The sequence below is a fragment of the Thermomonas sp. XSG genome (assembly GCF_014678725.1).
Lineage (GTDB): Bacteria > Pseudomonadota > Gammaproteobacteria > Xanthomonadales > Xanthomonadaceae > Thermomonas.
Window position 1 is genome coordinate 2,972,354 of record NZ_CP061497.1, and the last position, 19,330, is coordinate 2,991,683.

Sequence of the window (19,330 nt, forward strand, 5' to 3'; positions counted from 1 at the left end):
AGGGGCGAGGTTCGGTGATGAAACCCACGCGGGCGATCCAATCGAGGCAGGGCCGGCGCAGCAGCGCGTTGCTTGCCTTGCTGGCGGTGATCCTTCCGGCGCAGGCCGCCAGCGGCGCGGCATCGGGCCTCTGGCCCTGGCTGCTGGTCGTGCTGGCGTTGCTGCTGGCGGCGGCCGCCGGCGTCTGGGGACGGCGCCAGCGCCGCGAACGCGCGCAGTTGCAACGTCAACTGGACGAATGCGCCGCCACCCTGCGCCAGCAGGGCGAGCAGTTGCAGACAGCGCGGCGCGACCGGGAGGGACTGGTCGGGCGCCTGCAGCAGCAGGCGGTGGAGTTCGGCCGCCAGGCCCACGAGGACGGCTTGACCGGGCTGCCCAACGGACGCGCGTTCGACGAGGGGTTCTCGCACCATTTCGCCCGCGCCAAGCGGCATGGCCAGGCGCTGTGCCTGATGCTGCTGGACCTGGACCATATCCGCCAGATCAACGACACCTGGTCGCATGCGATCGGCGACGAGGTGCTGGCGGAAGCCGCGCGGCTGCTGCGGTCGGTCTGCCGCACCTCGGACCTGCCGGCGCGGCTGGGCGGCGACGCCTTCGCGGTGATCCTCACCGACACCGACATGGAGGGCGGCAAGCGCTTCAGCCAGCGGTTGCACGCCGCGTTCGCCAGCTGCCGGAGCTGGCACACCGCCGAAGCCGGCCCCAACTACGTCAGCTTCAGCGCCGGCCTGGTGCAGCTGGGCGAAGACGACCAGGCGCCGGCGCAGCTGCGCCAGCGCGCCGACCGGGCGCTGTACCTGGCCAAGCACGCCGGCGGCGCCCGCACCAGCCTGGGCTGAATCCGCGCGGGCAGGGGCCTGCACGGCCTTGCCGATGCCACGCCATCGGCCGCGTACCTGTGGCCGGATCCCAGCGTCATCGACGCGGCTGTGCCCCGGCAGTCGTTCAAGCCGGTAGGGGCTCGCCGCCTCGTGCGGTGGGTCCGGCGGTTGGAGTATGTACTGAGAAGTATGTATAATTCCGGCCTACCCAAATCGCAGGGCTGCCCATGGAAGCCACCGTCGCAGAGCGCGGCCAGATCACCTTGCCGAAGGCCGTGCGTGATGCCCTGGGCCTGACCAAGGGCAGCGTGCTCAAGGTCGAACTGGATGGCGGCCGCATCGTCCTCTCCAAGCACGTCGACGACGCCATCTCGCGCGTGCGCGGCAAGTTCGCGCTGGATGCGGGCGCCAAGGGGAAGCCCGCGTGATTGCCGTCGACGCGCCGGTGCTGGTCGAGCTGCTGGCCGACGGCGCCCATGCCGACGCCGTGGAAACGACGCTGCGCCAGGCGCTGGGTGCCGGCCGGGTGGTGGTCAGCGACGCCGCATTGGCGCAGCTGTCCGCCGCCCTACGCAACGGCGCCGATGCCCTGTCCGCGCTGGAGGAAATGGGCATCCATTACAGCGCGGTGGAATCCAAGTCGGCGCTGCGCGCCGGCGAAATGCAGCGCCGCCAGCGCCAGCGCGGCGGCGAACCGCGCCCGATTTCCGACTTCCTGGTCGGTGCCCACGCGCTGCTGCAGTGCGATGCGCTGATCACCTTCGACGCCGAGTTCCATCGCGATTACTTCAAGGGCCTGAAGTTGATCGTCCCCCGGGACTGACGGCCCCCTCCACACGTAGTACCTGCCAAGGAAACCCCCCACATGCTCGCTGCCTACCGCCAACATGAAGCCGAACGCGCCGCCCTCGGCATTCCCGCGCTGCCGCTGACCCCGCAACAGACCGCGGACCTCATCGAGCTGCTGAAGAGCCCGCCCGCGGGCGAGGAAGCCTTCCTGCTCGACCTGCTGGTCAACCGCGTGCCGGCCGGCGTGGACGATGCCGCCAAGGTCAAGGCCAGCTACCTCGCCGCGCTCGCGTTCGGTAGCGAGGTCAATCCGCTGATCCCGCGCGCCCGCGCCACCGAGCTGCTGGGCACCATGCTGGGCGGCTACAACGTGGCGCCGCTGGTGCAGCTGCTGGACGACGCCGAAGTGGGCGGCGTGGCGGCGAATGCGCTCAAGCACACCCTGCTGGTGTTCGATGCCTTCCACGACGTGCAGGACAAGGCCAAGGCCGGCAATGCCAACGCCCAGGCGGTGCTGCAGAGCTGGGCCGACGCCGAGTGGTTCACCAGCAAGCCGGAAGTCCCGCAGAGCCTGACCATCACCGTGTTCAAGGTGCCGGGCGAAACCAATACCGACGACCTGTCGCCGGCGCCGGACGCCACCACCCGCCCGGACATCCCGATGCACGCGCTGGCGATGCTGAAGAACAAGCGCCCCGATGCGCCGTTCTCCCCGGAGGAAGACGGTAAGCGCGGCCCGATCGGCGACATCCTCAAGCTCAAGGAAAAAGGCCATACCGTGGCCTACGTGGGCGACGTGGTCGGCACCGGCTCCAGCCGCAAGTCCGCCACCAACAGCGTGCTGTGGTGGACCGGCAACGACATCCCGCACATCCCCAACAAGCGTGACGGCGGCGTCTGTCTGGGCGGCAAGATCGCGCCGATCTTCTACAACACGATGGAAGACGCGGGCGCGCTGCCGATCGAGCTGGACGTTTCGCAGATGAACCACGGCGACGTGATCGAGCTGCGTCCGTACGAGGGCAAGGCGCTGAAGAACGGCGAAGTGATCGCAACCTTCGAGCTCAAGTCCGAAGTGCTGCTGGACGAAGCCCGCGCCGGCGGCCGCATCCCGCTGATCATCGGCCGCGGCCTGACCGCCAAGGCGCGCGAAGCGCTGGGCCTGCCGGCGACCGACCTGTTCCGCCTGCCGGTGGTGCCTCCGGATACCGGCAAGGGCTTCACCCTGGCGCAGAAGCTGGTCGGCCGCGCCTGCGGCCTGCCGGAAGGCAAGGGCATGCGCCCGGGCACCTACTGCGAGCCGCGGATGACCTCGGTGGGCAGCCAGGACACCACCGGTCCGATGACCCGCGACGAGCTGAAGGACCTGGCCTGCCTGGGCTTCAGCGCCGACCTGGTGATGCAGTCGTTCTGCCACACCGCCGCCTATCCGAAGCCGGTGGACGTGAAGACCCACCACACCCTGCCGGAGTTCATCTCCACCCGCGGCGGCGTGTCGCTGCGACCGGGCGACGGCATCATCCACAGCTGGCTCAACCGCATGCTGCTGCCCGATACCGTGGGCACCGGCGGCGACAGCCACACCCGCTTCCCGATCGGCATCTCGTTCCCGGCCGGCTCCGGCCTGGTGGCGTTCGCCGCCGCCACCGGGGTGATGCCGTTGGACATGCCGGAATCGGTGCTGGTGCGCTTCAAGGGCGAGATGCAGCCGGGCGTGACCCTGCGCGACCTGGTCCACGCGATCCCGCTGTACGCGATCAAGGCCGGCCTGCTGACCGTCGAGAAGAAGGGCAAGAAGAACATCTTCTCCGGCCGCATCCTCGAGATCGAAGGCCTGCCGAACCTGAAGATCGAGCAGGCGTTCGAACTGGCCGACGCGTCCGCCGAGCGTTCCGCGGCGGCCTGCACCGTGCGCCTGGATAAGGCGCCGATCATCGAATACCTCACCAGCAACGTGACGCTGCTGAAGTGGATGATCGCGGAGGGTTATGCGGATGCCCGCACCCTGCAGCGCCGCATCGAGAAGATGGAGGCCTGGCTGGCCGATCCGCAGCTGCTGGAAGCCGACGCCGATGCCGAATACGCGGCGGTGATCGAGATCGACCTGGCCGACATCAAGGAGCCGATCGTCTGCTGCCCGAACGATCCGGACGATGCCAAGACCCTGTCCGACGTGGCCGGCGCGCAGATCGATGAAGTGTTCATCGGTTCGTGCATGACCAACATCGGCCACTTCCGCGCCGCGGCCAAGCTGCTGGAAGGTAAGCGCGACATCCCCACCCGCCTGTGGATCGCGCCGCCCACCAAGATGGACGCTGCCGAGCTGACCAACGAAGGCCACTACGGCACCTTCGGTGCGGCCGGCGCGCGCATGGAAATGCCGGGCTGCTCGCTGTGCATGGGCAACCAGGCGCAGATCCGCGAGGGCAGCACCGCGATGTCCACCTCGACCCGCAACTTCCCCAACCGCCTGGGCCGCAACACCAACGTGTACCTGGGCTCGGCGGAGCTGGCGGCGATCTGCGCGCGTCTGGGCCGCATCCCGACCCGCGAGGAGTACCTGGCCGATATCGGCGTGGTCAACGCGAACGGCGATGCGATCTATCGCTACATGAACTTCGACCAGATCGCGGATTACCAGCAGGTGGCGGCGACGGTCGCGGCGTAAGCGTTCCTCGTTCCATGTGGGACAAGCAAACGCCCGGTATTGCCGGGCGTTTCTTGTTTTGGTTGCTGGATGGTCATGCAGGAAGAGCGGGCTGTTGCGATTTCTCGCAGTGTTCCCTGGCGGGCAGGCGCCGCTGCGAAATCAAGGTGGGGCAGCGGCGCCTGCGCCGATGCCGGGGACATTCGACGCTGCACCTGCCCGCCGCCGGGCGCAGCGATAGCAACCGGTCGCAATCCGCGAATGCCAACCCAGCCATCCGGCAACGAACAAGGTATGGTGTGCGGCCCTTCGCCAGACCACGCCAGCGCATTCCGCAATGACGACCAAACCGCCGCTCGCCCCCTCCGGAAAACTGTTCGTTGCCATCGCGCTGATCGAGGCGTTGACCTGGACCGGGCTGCTGGTTGGCATGTACCTGAAGTACGTCAGCGGCACCACCGACCTGGGCGTGTGGCTGTTCGGCCGCCTGCACGGCGCGGCGTTCCTGGCCTACGTGGTGACCTGCTTCATCGTCGGCTCGCGTTTGCGCTGGCCGATGTGGGCGCTGCTGCTGGCCGTGCTGGCGGCGATCCCGCCGCTGGTCACCTGGCCGCTGGAACTCTGGTATCGGCACCGCGGGCTGCTGTCCAGCCGCTGATGTGATGCGCCTCGCGGCGCTGCCGCGAGACGTTGCGCGTGCGGGTCAGGCGACCTTGCGCACGCGCTTGGACAGTTCGATGACCTTGGCCATCTCGCCCTGCAGGTATTCCTCGGTGATCGCCACCGGTGCAGCCTGGGTCTTGGTGGACAGGCTGCCCACGTCCACGATCAGCGCCACCCGGCCGTCGCCGAGGATGGTGGCGCCGGCCACGCCGGCGATGCGGCGGTAGTTGCGCTCCAGGTTCTTGACCACCACCTGCTGCTGGCCCAGCAGCTCGTCCACCTCCAGCGCCAGCCGCTGTCCCTGGCTCTCCACCACCACCGCGATCGGTTGCGCGTCGGTGCGGGTGGCCGGCAGGCCGTACTGGTCGGCAAGGTCGAGCAGGGGCACGTAGTCCTCGCGCACGCGCAGCAGGCGCGAATCGCCGGCCACCGTCTTGATGTGGTCGGCGGCGGGCTGCAGCGACTCCACCACCACGTTCAGCGGCAGGATGAAGACTTCGCCACCCACCGCCACGGTCATGCCGTCGAGGATGGCCATGGTCAGCGGCAGGCGGATCGAGACGGTGGTGCCTTCGCCCTGGCGGCTGCGGATTTCCACCTGGCCGCCCAGCGCGTTGATGTTCTTGCGCACCACGTCCATGCCGACGCCGCGACCGGACAGGTCGGTGAGCGCCTCGGCGGTGGAGAAGCCGGGTGCGAACACCAGGTCCCATACCTGCGCGTCGGTGGGGTTCTCCGGCACCGCGATGCCGCGTTCGGCGGCCTTGGCCAGGATCCGCTCGCGGTCGAGGCCGCGACCGTCGTCGCCCACCTCGATGATGATGTGGCCGCCCTGGTGGGCGGCGGACAGCGTCACCGTGCCGGCTTCGGGCTTGCCCGCGGCGATGCGCTGCTCGGTGGTTTCCAGGCCGTGGTCGATGGCGTTGCGGACCAGGTGCACCAGCGGGTCGACGATCTTCTCGATCACGCCCTTGTCCAGCTCGGTGCCTTCGCCGGAGGTCTTGAGGTTGACCTTCTTGCCCAGCCGCGAGGCGATGTCGCGCACCATCCGCGGGAAGCGGCTGAAGGCGAAATCCACCGGCAGCATGCGCACCGACATCACCGCTTCCTGCAGGTCGCGGGTGTTGCGGTCGAGCTGGCCGAGGCCGGCCAGCAGCTGCTCGTGCAGGCCGGGGTCGAGTTCGGCGGAACGCTGCGCCAGCATGGCCTGGGTGATGACCAGCTCGCCGACCAGGTTGATCAGGGCATCGACCTTGTCGACGGCCACGCGGATGGTGGTTTCGCCCGCATCATGGCGACCAGCACCCGTGGCAGCCGCAGGCGCGGCTGCGGCAGGCGTCGCCGCGGCCACCGGGGCCTCCGGCACCGGCAGTGCGGCGGCGACGGCCGACGCAGCGGGTGCTGCGGCAGGAGCACCGTCGGCCAGCGGCTCGATGCTCAGGGTGCACTGGTCCTCGACCCACGCGAACGTGTCCTCGATGGCCGAGCGCTTGACGTTGCCGATCAGCTGCAGATCCCACGCCAGCCAGGCCTCGAACGGATCGAGTTCGTTGAACGGCGGCAGCGCGTCGTCACGGCAGGCAACCTTGAGTTCACCCAGCTGGCCGAGTTCACGCAGCATGCGCAGCGGGTCGTTGCCGCTGAGGAACAGCGAGCGTTCCGGTTCGAAGCTGATCGACCAGCCCTGCGGCTCGGCGCTCGCCGCCGGCTTGGCGGCGGCCGGTGCGGCCTGGGTGGCGGCCTCATCGCTGGCGCCGGACAGCAGGCGCTCCAGCTCGGCGCGGGCCCGCGCCAGCATGGCCTGGTCGATGGCGTCGCCGTGTTCGGCCGCGGCCAGCAGCATGCGCAATGCATCGACCGAGCCCAGCAGCGCGCTGATGGCCACGCCGTCGAGCGTGCGCTTGCCGCTGCGGGCTTCGTCCAGCAGCGTTTCCAGGAGATGGGTCAGGTCGGCGATGGCGGTGAAGCCGAACGTGGCGCTACCGCCCTTGATCGAGTGCGCGGCGCGGAACACGACGTGGATGGTGTCGCCGCCACCGCCGCCGGATTCCATGTCCAGCAGTCCGGCTTCCATGGCGGCGAGGTTTTCGCGGCTTTCTTCGAAGAAGGTGGCGTGGAAGCGGGTGATGTCCATGGATGTCCCGAGATGGCTTAGCCGAGAACCTTGCGAACGGTGGCGAGCAGTTGCTCCGGATCGAACGGCTTGACCAGCCAGCCGGTGGCACCGGCCGCCTTGCCTTCGCTCTTCTTGTCGGCACCGGACTCGGTGGTGAGCATCAGCAGCGGGGTGAACTTGTAGCTGGGCATGGCGCGCAGCTGGCGGATCAGCTCGATGCCGTCCATGCGCGGCATGTTGACGTCGGTGATCACCGCGTCGAACTTCTGGGTCTTGGCCACTTCCAGCGCGGCAATGCCGTCCTCCGCTTCCTTGACGTTGTAGCCGCCGCCGGACAGGGCGAAGGCCACCATCTGGCGCATGGAGGTGGAATCGTCAACGATCAGAAGGTTTGCACTCACGCGGTGTCTCCGGGGGCGGAATCGACACCCAGGCTGGCCGCGAGCGCGAGCTGGCGCGCTGCTTCCACCAGGGTGGGAGAGGGAAGGGTAATCGTAGTCACGCGGCCGCGCGCGGCGCGGTCCCGCATGAAGGCGTGCAGCAGCTGCAACCCGGCGGTATGCACGCGACGCACGTCGGCGCCGGACAGCTCCAGCACTTCGTCGTCGAAGTGCGGCTGCAGCGCCGCTTGCAGATCGGCGACCTGTTCGATGCCGAGGTCGGCTTGCAGGGACAATGGCATTGGGCGTCTCGTGAGGGGTTCGATCCCAGACCGTTTAACGGCGCGCCAGCCCGCAACTTGAGGGTATGGGCGCGAACTGCAGGTCAGCGCACAGTTTGCACTGTCCCGCCTCAGTCGAACACCACGCGTGCGTCCAGCAGGACCGTGGGTGGCGCACCGGGGGTGCGAGCGATGCCCATGCCGATGCGGTCGCGCAGGCCCGGCGTGGGCGGCTCGATCTGCGGGGTGTCGAGGGTGACCACATCGGTGACAGCGGTCACCAGCAGGCCCACCAGCTCGTCCTGGTATTCCAGCACCACGATGCGGGCGCGTTCGTCGGGCTCCACCGGCATGCGGCGCAGCCAGCGGCCCAGGTCGTGGACCGGCACCACCCGGCCACGCAGGTTCATGACCCCCAGCAGCGAGGGCACCGCGCCGCGGACGGCGATCACCGGCGCCAGCCGCACCACTTCCTGCACCCGCAGCAGTTCCACCGCATAGCGGTCGTCGCCAACCGCCACCCGCAGCCAGCGCTGGCCGGCCGGCGCTGCCTGGATCAGCCGGTCATCATCGAGCTCGGCCAGCGGCGGCAGCATGGCGGCAGGTGCCGGTGCACGCGCGGCCGGCATCGCCTGCTGCGCGGGCTGCCATGCGGGCTCGGGCGCGGCGGCGGCTGGAGCGGCGTCGGCAGGCGCCAGGGCGCCGTCGAATACTTGCGCGTCGTCTTGCCAGGCTTCGGTTTCGGGCTCGCGAAGGTCGTCAGTTTCCTTCCCGGGCTCGGCCTCGCTCTCGAGTTCGGGAGCGACATCGATGCCGGCTGCGGTCTCGACCTCGACCTCTGCCTCGACTTCAGCCAGGCGGGTGCTGTCGGCTTCTCCTGCGGCCTCTGCTTCCATTTGCCTGACTTCTTCCAGCGTCGGCTCGGCCGGTGCGGCAGGTGCGACGGAGGGAGGCTCTACCGGGGAGGCAGGCGCGGCCGGTGGCGGCACCAGCGGTATCGCCAGCAGCGCATCGACATAGGCATCGACCATCGCGCCGTCGTCGGGCTTGGTGATCAGGGTGGTTCCCGATGCGCTCATGCGGCCTCCTGTCCGGCGGGGGCAGTGTCCAGCAGCCACTGCATGGCGTGTTCGTAGGCGATCAGGCCACGCCCGTACATATGCTCGCGGCTGCCCAGCGCATCGGCATCGCGCAGGCGCGTGTCGACCGGGATGGGATGCGGGCATGCGCTGGCGTCCGGATGCGACTGCAGCTGTTCCAGCGTCTGTTGCCCGGTGCGCGTGCGCTTGTCGAACAGGGTGGGCAGGATCTGTCGGAGCAGCGGGCGCGCCCGCGAACGCTCCACCATCGCCGCGGTATGCAGCATGCCGGCCAGGCCATGCAGCGCCAGCGGGTCGGTCTGGGTCGGCACGATCAGGCGGTCGCAGGCGGCCAGCGCGTTGACCAGCAGCAGGCCGAGCGTGGGCGGGCAGTCCAGCAGCGCGTAGTCGTGGCCGTCTGCCTCGGCCTGCAGGGCACGTCCCAGCGCCAGGCCCAGACCGGGCTGGGTGGCGCTGCGGCGTTCCAGCGTAGCCATGGCCGGCTGCGCGGCCACCAGGTCGATGCCGGGATAGCCGCTGGACCGGGCGACGTCGGAAATATTCTTGTCGTTGAACAGGTCGTAGGTGCCCGCCGGTGGCGGCTCGGTCGGTACGCCGAACGCGCGGGTCAGCGAGCCGTGCGGATCCAAGTCGACCAGCAGCACGCGATTGCCGGCATCGGCCAGGCTGCGCCCCAGGCACAGCGTGCTGGTTGTCTTGCCTACGCCGCCTTTCTGGTTGGCGATCGCCCACACGCGCATCACTGCTTGCTCCCGGTTGCGGCCGCGGCGCCGGCCGGCTGGGCCGTGCCGCGCATGTCCAAGCCTTCCATCACGCTGTCGACCCCGCGCGAACCGGCAAGGATCACCAGTTCCACCCGCCGGTTGGCGCTGCGGCCGGCCACGGTGCCATTGTCGGCAATCGGCTGGTATTCGCCATACCCCATCGACGCCAGCCGCTCCGGGGCAATGCCCGAATCGATCAGCTCGTAGACCACGTTGGTGGCGCGCTCCGCCGACAGGTCCCAGTTGGAGCGGAACTGCGCGGTGCGGATCGGCTGGTTGTCGGTATAGCCCTCCACCCGCACCGCGTTCGGCGCCTTGCGCAGCACGCCGGCAAGCTGGCGGATGGTGCCCAGCGCGGTGGCGCTGGGGATGGCGACGCCGCTGGCGAACAGCAGGTCGCTCTGGATTTCCACCGCCAGAAAGTTCTCGCCGCGGCGGACACGCACCAGCCCGCTGGCCACCAAGCCGGAGAGGGCCTTTTCGATCTCGTCGCCGAGTGCATGCAGCTGGGCCTGGCTGGCCTGCGCGCTGGCAGCGGTGGCTGCCTGGTTCTGTTGTTCGCGCCGGCTGACCGGCATCGGCACTTCGACCCGGCTGGGTTGCGCCGGGCCGCGGCGCGCGCCGGTGTCGATCATCGAAGGGTGGTCGAAGTCGCCGCCGCGCAGCTGCACCTGACCGACCTGGACCGGCTTGATCGAACGCGGCGGGCCGCCGAACGCGGCGGAGAGGGAGTCCGCCACCACCCGGTACTTGCCCTCGTTGAGTGAGGAGATCGCGTACATCACCACGAAGAACGCCAGCAGCAGGGTGAGCAGGTCGGCATACGGGATCGCCCAGGCTTCGTGGTTGAGATGTTCTTCGTGCTGGTGGCGGGGACGGCGGGCCATGGCTGTGGCCCTCAGTGCAGGAAGCCGTTGAGCCGGCTTTCGAGGTTGCGCGGATTCTCGCCCTCGGCGATCGCGATCAGGCCTTCGATCAGCATCTCGCGCTCGACCTGCTGGCGATGGATCACGCCCTTGAGCTTGGAACACATCGGCAGGAACATCAGGTTGGCCGCGCCGATCCCGTAGATGGTGGCGGTGAACGCCGCCGCGATGCCGTGGCCGAGTTTGCTGGGGTCGCTGAGGTTCTTCATCACCGCCATCAGGCCCAGCACCGCGCCGATGATGCCCATGGTCGGCGAATAGATGCCCATGCCCTCGAACACCTTGGCAGCGGCGGTATCGCGGTGGTGCTGCGCCTGCGCTTCGATCTCCAGCATTTGCCGCATGGTTTCCGGTTCGACGCCGTCCACCACCATCTGCAGGCCCTTGCGCAGGAACGGATCGGGCAGCTGGTCAAGCACCGGCTCCAGCGCCAGTAGCCCCTGCTTGCGGGAGATCGTGCTCCATTCCACCATCCGCGCGATCAGGCCCGCATGGTCCTGCGGCGGCGGGAAAAACACCCAGCGCACGATCCCCAGCGCGCGCCGGAAGGTGTGCATGGGCGTCTGCAGGAGGATCGCGGCGATGGTGCCGACGATGACGATGATGAAGGCGGCCGGCGACCACAGGCCCGACAGGCCCGCGCCCTTGAGGATGCTGCCGCCTACAAGGGCGACCAGTCCGAGGATCGCGCCGATGACACTGAGGATATCCATATGTTCACGCTAACGGCCGCGCGCGGTGGCGCTTGAGCCGCGCTGCGCGGATTCGAGCAGTGCGTCCACGTCCAGGATCAGCGCCATGCGGCCGTCACCGACCAGGCTGGCACCGGCGTAACCGGGCAGTCCACGCAGGCTGCGCGGCAGCGCCTTGATGACCACTTCCTCGCGGCCGAGCACATGGTCGACCAGCATGCAGAAGCGCTGGTCGCCGGCCTGCAGCACCACCCCGCGGGTCGCCTCGCTGACGCCCTTGCCCACCCCCAGCCATTCGCGCAGCGACAGCACCGGCAGCGGGCGTTCGCGCAGGTCGAGGATCTTCTGCCCGTCCATCCACATCACCTGGCTGTCGTCGTGGGTGACCACTTCGATCACCCGCACCAGCGGCAGCGCATAGACATCGTCGTCTAGCTCCACCAGCAGGGTCGGCAGGATCGCCAGCGTCAGCGGCACGCGGATGACGAAGCGCGAGCCGCGGCCCAGTTCGGACTGGATCTGCACCTGGCCGGACAGCTCGCGGATCTTGGATTGCACCACGTCCATGCCCACCCCGCGCCCGGACAGGTCGGAGACCTCCGTGCGGGTGGAGAAGCCGGGCAGGAACAGCAGCGACAGACACTCGTCCTCGGACAGGCGGCCGGCGGATTCGCTGTCGATCAGGCCCTTGCGGATGGCGCTGCGACGGATCGCCTCGGCGTCGATGCCGCCGCCGTCGTCGCTGACCTCGATGGCGACGTGATCGCCTTCCTGCTGCGCGGCCAGGCGCACCCGCCCGACTTCCGGCTTGCCCACCGCGTGGCGCACCGCCGGCATTTCGATGCCGTGGTCGATGGCGTTGCGGACCAGGTGCACCAGCGGGTCGGCCAGTGCCTCCACCAGATTGCGGTCGAGCTCGGTGTCGCCGCCCTCGACCACCAGTTCGACCTGTTTGTCGAGCTGACGGGCGACGTCGCGGGCAAGTTTGGGGAAACGGGTGAACACCCGGCTGACCGGCTGCATGCGCGCCGACATCACCGCACCCTGCAGGCGCGCCGTGACGGTGTCGAGCGCGGTCACCGCGCGGTCGAGGTTCTCGTTGCGCAGGTCGGGGCGAAGGGTTTTCAGGCGGTTGCGTGCCAGCACCAGTTCGCCGACCAGGTTGACCAGGGCGTCCAGCCGGCGCACGTCGACGCGGACCGTGTGCTCGGTTTCGGCGGGCGCGGGTGCAGGCCTGTCGGCTGCCGGTTTGGCCGCTGCCGGTTTGGCCGCTGCCGGTTTCGGCGCGGGTGGCGCCACCGGCTTCGGTGCGGGCGGCGGGGCGGCGCCGGGAATGGCGCCTTCACCGTGCAGGCTGTCTAGCAGGGCGTCGAAGTCGAGGTCGTCGAGGTTGTCGGGCAGCTCGAACGCCGGCTCCGCGACCGCGGCGACCGGCGCGTCGGCCCCGCGCACCTGGCGCAGCAGGGCCGGGTCGACTTCCTCGAGATCCTCGCCGCGACCCAGCGCATCGAGCATGTCCAGCAGGATGTCGACTGCGCGCTGGGCACCGTCGAAGGCGGCTGCGTCGAGCGCACGGATGCCGCTGCGGGCGGCGTCGATGCGGTCCTCGAAGGCGTGGCACAGCTGCACCATCGGGGGCAGGTCGAGGAAGCCGGCGCCGCCCTTGATGGTGTGGAAACCGCGGAATACGGCGTCGAGGGTGGGGCGGTCGCCGGGATCCTGCTCGAGCGCCACGACCTGTTCGCCGAGGCGATCAAGGATCTCGCGCGCCTCGACGAGGAAGTCCGCGCGGGCGTCGTAGCCGTCCGCCGACATGGTCAGATCCCGAGGTCGGCCAGCAGGTCGTTGGCCTCGTCTTGGGTGGCCGCCGGCGCATCGACGCCGGAAACCGCCGGGCCGTTGCCCCTGCTGTCCTCGCCATGCAGCGCCTGGATGTCGCCCAGGCCGGACTGCAGCGAGCGGATCAGGTGGATCACCCGCTGGATGATCTGGCCGGTGAGGTCCTGGAAGCTCTGCGCCTCGACCATCGACGACAGCCGCGCGCGGATCGCGTCCACGGTGGCCTCGTGCTCGGGGCCGATGGTGCCGAGCAGGGTCCGGCATTCGTCAGCCAGATCGAGGGTGCGCATGCTGGCCTCCTCGGTCATCTTGACCACGTGCTCGAGCCGGCTGCACGCGTCCGGCAGGCCGCCGGATGAGGCCTTGGCCGCGGCGGGGATGCGCACGTCGATCGCGCGCTCCAGGTCGTCCAGCTCGCGGGCAAGCTTGACCAGGCTTTCCACCACCGGCTGCCGGCGCCACTCCAGCAGCGAGTCCAGGTGGTGCTTCCAGGCCGAGGCATCGCCTTGCTCCAGCGCCGCCATGGCGGCGTGCAGGCGTTCGATGATCTGGGCGTCGCCGGCGGGAACGGACGGCGGTCGCAGCGGCAGGCTCATGCGGCTTTCTCCATCCGTTCGAAGATCTTGACCAGCTTGTCTTCCAGGGTCGCGGCGGTGAAGGGCTTGATGATGTAGCCGTTCACGCCGGCCTGCGCGGCTTCGATGATCTGCTCGCGTTTGGCCTCAGCGGTGACCATCAGCACCGGGATCTTGGCCAGCGATTCGTCGGCGCGGATCGCCTTGAGCAGGTCGATGCCGGGCATCCCCGGCATGTTCCAGTCGGTGACGACGAGGTCGAACTTCGCCTTCTGCAGTTCGACCAGCGCGGTGGTGCCGTCGTCGGCTTCCGCCGTGTTGGTGAAACCCAGGTCGTTGAGCAGGTTCTTGACGATGCGGCGCATGGTCGAGAAATCGTCAACGATGAGGATGCGGATGCCCTTGTCCATAGTGGATCCTGTGGATATTCGGTAACGGTAACGGTCGGCGACCGGGAATCTTGATGGTGCCGCATCCACGCCGGGGATGCAGCCCCGGGGCACTCCGCTCAGGCCATTTCGGCGTCGATCTCGCTGCGCCAGTCGGTCAGCCGCGAGCGCAGCCGCAGCATGGCCTGGCCATGGATCTGGCAGACCCGTGATTCGCTGACGTTGAGCACGGCGCCGATCTCGCGCAGGTTCATTTCCTGCTCGTAGTACAGTGACAGCACCAGCTGCTCGCGCTCCGGCAGGTTCTCGATGGCGTCGCCCAGCGCGGACCGGAAAGCGCCCTGCTCGAAGCGGCGGGCGGGGGTGATGTTGTCCTGGTGTTCCAGGCGCGGCTCGCCGTCGTGTTCCTCGGCGTATTCGTCCAGGCTCAGCAGCTGGCCGCGGGCGGCGTCCTGCAGCACGTGGTGATAGTCGTCGACGCTCATGCCCAGCACGCCGGCGATTTCCTGCGAGGTGGCGGCGCGGCCTTCGCGCTGCTCCACGTTGCGAGTGGCGGCGACCACGTCGCGGTAGCGGCGGTGGACCGAGCGCGGGACCCAGTCGCCGGCGCGGATCGCGTCGATCATCGAGCCGCGGATGCGGATCGAAGCATAGGTTTCGAAGGTGGCGCCCTGGTCGGACTGGAAGTTCCGCGCCGCTTCGATGAGGCCGATCATGCCGGCCTGGATCAGGTCGTCGATATCGACGCTGGAGGGCAGCCGCGCCGCCAGGTGGTGCGCGATGCGGCGCACCAGTTCGGCATGGCGAGCCACGATCGCGGCGGCATCACCGGTCTGCTGGGCGCGATACTGGGCGGCCCCGGTGCTCATGCACAGGCGCTCCCCTGGGCGGCGACCAGACGCTCGGTGAAGAATTCGACGTGGCCGCGCGGACCCTGTGGCGCCTGCCACTGGCCGATCTTGCGGACGATGTCACGGAACGCCAGCGACGCCGGCGCGGTGGGGAAGGCGTCGACCACCGATTCCTGCCGCTGCACCGCCAGCCGCAGCCATTCGTCGCGGGGGATCGCGCCGAGGTAGGACAGGGTCACGTCGAGGAAACGCGAGGTCACGCGCTCCAGTTTGTCGAACACCGCGCGCCCTTCGTTGACATTGGGCACCTGGTTGGCCACCACCTGGATGCGGTTCACGCCGCGGTCGCGGCTGAGCACCTTGATGAGGGCGTAGGCATCGGTCACCGACGCGGGCTCGTCGCAGACCACCAGGATCACGTCCTGCGCGGCCTGGCAGAAGGTCAGCACGCCGTCGCTGATGCCGGCCGGGGTGTCCACGATCATCACGTCCAGCGGGATGTCGAGATGCGAGAACGCGTTGACCAGGCCGACGTGCTGCTGCGGCAGCAGTTCGGTCATGTGGCGCTTGCCGGAGGCGGCCGGCACCACCAGCAGGCCGCGCGGGCCTTCGATGACGGTGTCGCGCAGTTCGCAGCGGCCGGCGAACACGTCGGCCAGGGTGAAGCGCGGCGACAGCCCCAGCATCACGTCGACGTTGGCCAGCCCCAGGTCGGTATCCAGCAGCATGGTGCGCTGGCCGGCGTTGACCAGGGCCATGGCGAGGTTGATCGAGGTGGTGGTCTTGCCCACGCCGCCTTTGCCGCCGGTCACGGCGATCACGCGGGGCGCGGTGGTGGCGTTCGCGGCGCGATGGGACTCAAGCGGATGCATGGCGGCCTTCGTCGTGGTTGGGGCTGACGCTGTTGTCGCGACGGGGGAAGTCCAGGGCGCTGGCCAGCTCCCGGGCGTCGGCCAGCTCGAGGTCCTCGGGTACCCGTTGACCGGAGGTGGTGTACGCCATCGGCAGATTATGCTGCACCAGCACCGAGAGTGCTGCCCCCGGGCGGATGCTTTCGTCCAGCTTGGTCAGGATCACCGCTTCCGGCGCCGCCGGGCGGTAGCGGCGCAGCAGTTCACCCAGATCGGCCGGATGCGCGTTCGCCGGCAGCACCAGCAGGCTGCGCACGTTGCTGGCGGCACGCACCCACAGGATCTGCCGCAGCAGGGCGCGGTCGCGCAGGCCGTGGCCGGCGGTATCGATCAGCACCAGCGGGTAATCGGCCAGCTGCTCCAGCGCGTGGGTGAGGGCTTCCGGGCCGTCGGCATCACACACGGTCACGCCCAGCCGGCGGCCGAGCACGTGCAGCTGTTCGCGTGCACCGGCGCGCTCGTTGTCGGTGCTGACCAAGGCCACGTCGCGGGCGCCGTGGCGGGCGGCATAGCGGGCCGCCAGCTTGGCGATGGTGGTGGTCTTGCCGGCGCCGGTGGGCCCGAGCAGTGCGACGATGCCGCCGCGCTCCAGCAGTTCCCCGTCGGCCACTGGCAGCTCTGTGGCCAGCGCTTCGCGCAGCGGCGACAGGATGGCTTCGGTCTGCAGGGTCGGGTCCAGGCGCTGGGCGATGCGCTGCGACAGCGCGTCATCGCAGCCGAAAGCGGCCAGCGCGTCGAGGGCAGCCGCGCGTGCGGGCGAGCCACGCAGGCGCTCGGTCGCGAACTGGCCCATCTCGCGTTCGATCACCTTGCGCATCGCCGCCAGTTCGGCGCGCAGCGCGGATACTGCCGGATCGGTTTCGATCACCCGAAGCGCGGGGGACTCGTCGGCCCGCACCGGCGTTACGGCCGCGGCGGGCGTGGCAGTCGGGACGGGAGGCTGCGCGACCAGCGGCTGGGTCGGCAGCGGCGGCGCGGCAGCGCGGCGCAGGGCCTGGGCGAAATCGGTGGGCTGGAGCGCCTCGTCATCGTCGATGCGCACGTCAATGCGCGGCGCGCCCGTGCCGGCAACGGGTTCGGGCTGCCGCGCCTGCGCGGCGACGGTCTGCGCAGCCGGTGTGGCGGCAGGGCTGGACGCGCGGGCGGCGGGCTTGAACGCGGCCATCATCTGTTCCAGTCGGCTGGCCTGGCGTTCCGGCAGCGCGGGTTTTTCCAGCGGCGGGACTTCCACACCGTCGATCCGGAACACCGCGCGTTCGCTGCCGCGGCTGGCCGCGGGGGCGCGGGCCGGGGCTTCGGCGGAGGGCGCGGGCACGTTCATGGTGCGCAGGGTCTGCTGCACCAGCGCCTCGTCGTAATCGGTGGCGGCTACCACTTCCACGCCGCCTTCTGCGACCTGGCGACTGGACAGGATCACCGCGTCGGGGCCCTGTTCGTCGCGCACCATGCGCAGCGCGGTGCGCATGTCGGGGGCGGTGAAGCGTTTGATTCTCATGGTGTTGATCCGCTATCCAGTCTGTCGGGGTGCCAAGCTCAGCCAACCGCCCCCAGCAACCGCAACCGCTTGTCTTCGGGGACTTCGCCGTAGGCCAGCACCGAAAGCTGCGGCACGCTGTGGCGTACCAGCCGCGAGATCGCCGCGCGGATCCCGCCCGGGACCAGCAGGATCGCGGGTTCGCCGCGTTGTTCCTGCCGGGCCACGCACTCGCTGAGGTTCTGGTGCAGACGCTCGGCGAGTCCGGGTTCCAACGCGGCGCCCTGGCCGCTGACCGAGTCCTGCAATATGCGTTCCAATTGCGGGGCCAGGGTGAATACCGGCAATTCCGGCGCCATCCCGTTGAGCTCCTGCACGATGAACGGGCCCAGTGCGGTGCGCACGGCGGCGGTCAGCACCGACGGGTCCTGGGTATGAATGCCGTGCTCCAGCAGCGCCTCCACGATCCGGCGCATCTGCCGCAGCGGCACTTTCTCGGTCAGCAGCGACTGCAGCACCCGCACGATCACCGACAGCGGCAGCAGCTTCGGCGTCAGGTCTTCGACGAGCTTGGGCGACGCCTTGCCGACACTGGCCAGCAGCTGCTGCACCTCGTCGTGGCCGAGCAGTTCGGCGGCGCGTTCACGCACCAGATGCGACAGGTGGGTGGCGACCACGGTGCCGGCATCGACCACCGTGTAGCCCAGCGATTCGGCGTGGGCGCGCTGGCTGGGCAGGATCCAGGTGGCATCCAGCCCGAACGCCGGGTCCTTGCCGGGGATGCCTTCCAGCGGGCCGAACACCCGGCCCGGATCCAGTGCCAGCATCCGGTCCGGATGCAGGTCGCCGCCGGCCACCGGCACCCCGTGGACCAGGATGCGGTACTGGCCCGCGGCCAGTTCGAGGTTGTCGCGCACGTGCACGGCCGGGATCAGGAAGCCCAAATCCTGGGTCAGCTTGCGGCGCACGCCCTTGAGGCGGGTCAGCAGCTCGCCACCCTGCGCCTTGTCCACCAGCGCAATCAGCTTGTAGCCCACTTCCAGGCCCAGCGGCTCCACCGGCGCCACTTCGTCCCAGCTAAGTTCCGCCACCGCGCTGGAGCCCGGGGCCGCCATGTCCTGCGCCGCCGGTTCGGCGGCCGCGTCTTCGTGCTTCTTCAAGCGCCAGGCCGCGTAACCCAGGATGCCGGCGAACAGCAGGAACGGCAGGTTGGGCATGCCCGGCACGATGCCGATCAGGCCCATCAGCGCCGCCGCCACCACCAGCGCGCGGCGCTGGCCGAACACCTGCGCGCCGACCGCGGCGCCCATTTCCTGTTCGCGGGTGGCGCGGGTGACCAGCATCGCTACCGCGGTGGACACCAGCAGCGCCGGCAGCTGCGCCACCAGGCCGTCGCCGATCGCCAGCAGGGTGTAGGTCTGCATGGCGTCGCCGAAGGCCATGTCGTGCTGCAGGATGCCGATCAGCACGCCGCCGATCAGGTTGATGAACAGGATCAGCAGGCCGGCGATGGCATCGCCGCGCACGAACTTGCTGGCACCGTCCATCGAGCCGTAGAAATCGGCTTCGTTGCGCACTTCCTCGCGACGCAGCTTGGCTTCCTCGCGGGTCAGCAGGCCGGCGTTGAGGTCGGCGTCGATCGCCATCTGCTTGCCGGGCAGGGCGTCGAGGATGAAGCGCGCCGACACTTCCGAGATGCGCCCGGAGCCCTTGGTCACGACCACGAAGTTGACGATGGTGAGGATGGCGAACACCACGATGCCGACCGCGTAGCTGCCACCCACCACGAAACTGCCGAACGATTCGATGACGTGGCCAGCCGCGGCCCCGCCCTGGTGGCCGTGCAGCAGCACCACGCGGGTGGAGGCAACGTTCAGTGACAGCCGCAGCAGCGTGACCATCAGCAGCACGCTGGGGAAGACCGAGAATTCCAGCGGGCGCTTCACGTAGACGACCGCCAGCAGCACCATCAGCGACATCGCGATGTTGACGGTGAACAGGAGGTCGAGCAGGAACGGCGGCAGCGGCACCACCACCATCGACAGCATCGCCAGCACCACCACCGGCGCCGCCGCGCCGCTGCGCATCGACTGGAGGAGCGAAGACATC

The 19,330-nt window shown here is 69.3% G+C and carries 18 protein-coding genes and 1 pseudogene; 5 read left to right on the top strand and 14 right to left on the bottom strand.

The window, feature by feature from the left end:
- Positions 1-17: 17 nt before the first annotated feature.
- The 5 genes from ICG51_RS13915 (at position 18) to ICG51_RS13935 (ending at position 4,918) form a co-directional block, all read left to right on the top strand.
- Positions 18-842, top strand: coding sequence for a GGDEF domain-containing protein (locus ICG51_RS13915; protein ID WP_190280908.1), 825 nt, complete (start codon positions 18-20; stop codon positions 840-842).
- 209 nt (positions 843-1,051) lie between these two features.
- Positions 1,052-1,252 carry an AbrB/MazE/SpoVT family DNA-binding domain-containing protein gene (locus tag ICG51_RS13920; protein WP_190280909.1) on the top strand — a complete coding sequence of 67 codons (201 nt, stop codon included), beginning with the start codon at positions 1,052-1,054 and terminating at the stop codon, positions 1,250-1,252.
- Complete coding sequence (locus ICG51_RS13925) at positions 1,249-1,647, top strand: type II toxin-antitoxin system VapC family toxin (protein ID WP_190280910.1); 399 nt, start codon at positions 1,249-1,251, stop codon at positions 1,645-1,647. The genes ICG51_RS13920 and ICG51_RS13925 overlap by 4 nt, the downstream gene beginning before the upstream one ends.
- 42 nt (positions 1,648-1,689) lie before the next feature.
- On the top strand, positions 1,690-4,281 hold the full coding sequence (gene acnB / locus ICG51_RS13930) for a bifunctional aconitate hydratase 2/2-methylisocitrate dehydratase (RefSeq protein WP_190280911.1): 2,592 nt from the start codon (positions 1,690-1,692) through the stop codon (positions 4,279-4,281).
- A gap of 316 nt (positions 4,282-4,597) precedes the next feature.
- Positions 4,598-4,918: a DUF3817 domain-containing protein gene (locus ICG51_RS13935; RefSeq protein WP_190280912.1), complete on the top strand. Its 321-nt coding sequence runs from the start codon at positions 4,598-4,600 to the stop codon at positions 4,916-4,918.
- 156 nt (positions 4,919-5,074) lie between these two features.
- Here the strand turns inward: ICG51_RS13935 and ICG51_RS13940 are convergent.
- The 14 genes and pseudogenes from ICG51_RS13940 to flhA form a co-directional block, all read right to left on the bottom strand.
- Positions 5,075-7,057: pseudogene (locus ICG51_RS13940) on the bottom strand (chemotaxis protein CheW); the annotation flags it as partial.
- A gap of 17 nt (positions 7,058-7,074) precedes the next feature.
- Positions 7,075-7,440, bottom strand: coding sequence for a response regulator (locus tag ICG51_RS13945; RefSeq protein ID WP_190280914.1), 366 nt, complete (start codon positions 7,438-7,440; stop codon positions 7,075-7,077).
- Positions 7,437-7,721, bottom strand: coding sequence for an STAS domain-containing protein (locus ICG51_RS13950; RefSeq protein WP_190280915.1), 285 nt, complete (start codon positions 7,719-7,721; stop codon positions 7,437-7,439). The genes ICG51_RS13945 and ICG51_RS13950 overlap by 4 nt, the downstream gene beginning before the upstream one ends.
- A 110-nt stretch (positions 7,722-7,831) precedes the next feature.
- Entirely contained in the window at positions 7,832-8,779 is a 948-nt protein-coding gene (locus ICG51_RS13955; RefSeq protein ID WP_190280916.1) for a chemotaxis protein CheW, read from the bottom strand.
- Positions 8,776-9,540, bottom strand: coding sequence for a ParA family protein (locus ICG51_RS13960; RefSeq protein ID WP_190280917.1), 765 nt, complete (start codon positions 9,538-9,540; stop codon positions 8,776-8,778). Before ICG51_RS13960 ends, ICG51_RS13955 begins: the two co-directional genes overlap by 4 nt.
- Positions 9,540-10,451: a flagellar motor protein MotD gene (gene motD, locus ICG51_RS13965; RefSeq protein ID WP_190280918.1), complete on the bottom strand. Its 912-nt coding sequence runs from the start codon at positions 10,449-10,451 to the stop codon at positions 9,540-9,542. The genes ICG51_RS13960 and motD overlap by 1 nt, the downstream gene beginning before the upstream one ends.
- A gap of 11 nt (positions 10,452-10,462) precedes the next feature.
- Entirely contained in the window at positions 10,463-11,203 is a 741-nt protein-coding gene (locus ICG51_RS13970; RefSeq protein WP_190280919.1) for a flagellar motor protein, read from the bottom strand.
- Between the two features lie 9 nt (positions 11,204-11,212).
- Positions 11,213-12,997: a chemotaxis protein CheA gene (locus tag ICG51_RS13975; protein WP_190280920.1), complete on the bottom strand. Its 1,785-nt coding sequence runs from the start codon at positions 12,995-12,997 to the stop codon at positions 11,213-11,215.
- A gap of 2 nt (positions 12,998-12,999) precedes the next feature.
- On the bottom strand, positions 13,000-13,617 hold the full coding sequence (locus tag ICG51_RS13980) for a protein phosphatase CheZ (RefSeq protein ID WP_190280921.1): 618 nt from the start codon (positions 13,615-13,617) through the stop codon (positions 13,000-13,002).
- The gene (gene cheY, locus ICG51_RS13985; protein WP_190280922.1) at positions 13,614-14,006 is read right to left on the bottom strand and encodes a chemotaxis response regulator CheY; all 393 of its coding nucleotides are present in this window, start codon (positions 14,004-14,006) and stop codon (positions 13,614-13,616) included. Before cheY ends, ICG51_RS13980 begins: the two co-directional genes overlap by 4 nt.
- A gap of 98 nt (positions 14,007-14,104) precedes the next feature.
- Positions 14,105-14,854 carry an RNA polymerase sigma factor FliA gene (locus ICG51_RS13990; protein ID WP_190280923.1) on the bottom strand — a complete coding sequence of 250 codons (750 nt, stop codon included), beginning with the start codon at positions 14,852-14,854 and terminating at the stop codon, positions 14,105-14,107.
- On the bottom strand, positions 14,851-15,708 hold the full coding sequence (locus ICG51_RS13995; protein WP_190280924.1) for a MinD/ParA family protein: 858 nt from the start codon (positions 15,706-15,708) through the stop codon (positions 14,851-14,853). Before ICG51_RS13995 ends, ICG51_RS13990 begins: the two co-directional genes overlap by 4 nt.
- Positions 15,695-17,242, bottom strand: a complete 1,548-nt coding sequence (gene flhF / locus ICG51_RS14000; RefSeq protein ID WP_190280925.1) for a flagellar biosynthesis protein FlhF — start codon at positions 17,240-17,242, stop codon at positions 15,695-15,697. Before flhF ends, ICG51_RS13995 begins: the two co-directional genes overlap by 14 nt.
- 38 nt (positions 17,243-17,280) lie before the next feature.
- Positions 17,281-19,329, bottom strand: coding sequence for a flagellar biosynthesis protein FlhA (gene flhA / locus ICG51_RS14005; protein WP_190282504.1), 2,049 nt, complete (start codon positions 19,327-19,329; stop codon positions 17,281-17,283).
- Position 19,330 lies beyond the last annotated feature (1 nt).

What these genes read in the sequence shown, in the direction of transcription:
- ICG51_RS13960 (WP_190280917.1), bottom strand. Translation starts at nt 9,540, where the DNA reads ATGCGCGTGTGGGCGATCGCCAACCAGAAAGGCGGCGTAGGCAAGACA.
- motD (WP_190280918.1), bottom strand. Translation starts at nt 10,451, where the DNA reads ATGGCCCGCCGTCCCCGCCACCAGCACGAAGAACATCTCAACCACGAA.
- ICG51_RS13975 (WP_190280920.1), bottom strand. Translation starts at nt 12,997, where the DNA reads ATGTCGGCGGACGGCTACGACGCCCGCGCGGACTTCCTCGTCGAGGCG.
- acnB (WP_190280911.1), top strand. Translation starts at nt 1,690, where the DNA reads ATGCTCGCTGCCTACCGCCAACATGAAGCCGAACGCGCCGCCCTCGGC.
- ICG51_RS13950 (WP_190280915.1), bottom strand. Translation starts at nt 7,721, where the DNA reads ATGCCATTGTCCCTGCAAGCCGACCTCGGCATCGAACAGGTCGCCGAT.
- ICG51_RS13980 (WP_190280921.1), bottom strand. Translation starts at nt 13,617, where the DNA reads ATGAGCCTGCCGCTGCGACCGCCGTCCGTTCCCGCCGGCGACGCCCAG.
- flhF (WP_190280925.1), bottom strand. Translation starts at nt 17,242, where the DNA reads ATGAGAATCAAACGCTTCACCGCCCCCGACATGCGCACCGCGCTGCGC.
- ICG51_RS13955 (WP_190280916.1), bottom strand. Translation starts at nt 8,779, where the DNA reads ATGAGCGCATCGGGAACCACCCTGATCACCAAGCCCGACGACGGCGCG.
- ICG51_RS13935 (WP_190280912.1), top strand. Translation starts at nt 4,598, where the DNA reads ATGACGACCAAACCGCCGCTCGCCCCCTCCGGAAAACTGTTCGTTGCC.
- ICG51_RS13990 (WP_190280923.1), bottom strand. Translation starts at nt 14,854, where the DNA reads ATGAGCACCGGGGCCGCCCAGTATCGCGCCCAGCAGACCGGTGATGCC.
- flhA (WP_190282504.1), bottom strand. Translation starts at nt 19,329, where the DNA reads ATGTCTTCGCTCCTCCAGTCGATGCGCAGCGGCGCGGCGGCGCCGGTG.
- ICG51_RS13920 (WP_190280909.1), top strand. Translation starts at nt 1,052, where the DNA reads ATGGAAGCCACCGTCGCAGAGCGCGGCCAGATCACCTTGCCGAAGGCC.
- cheY (WP_190280922.1), bottom strand. Translation starts at nt 14,006, where the DNA reads ATGGACAAGGGCATCCGCATCCTCATCGTTGACGATTTCTCGACCATG.
- ICG51_RS13970 (WP_190280919.1), bottom strand. Translation starts at nt 11,203, where the DNA reads ATGGATATCCTCAGTGTCATCGGCGCGATCCTCGGACTGGTCGCCCTT.
- ICG51_RS13915 (WP_190280908.1), top strand. Translation starts at nt 18, where the DNA reads ATGAAACCCACGCGGGCGATCCAATCGAGGCAGGGCCGGCGCAGCAGC.
- ICG51_RS13995 (WP_190280924.1), bottom strand. Translation starts at nt 15,708, where the DNA reads ATGCATCCGCTTGAGTCCCATCGCGCCGCGAACGCCACCACCGCGCCC.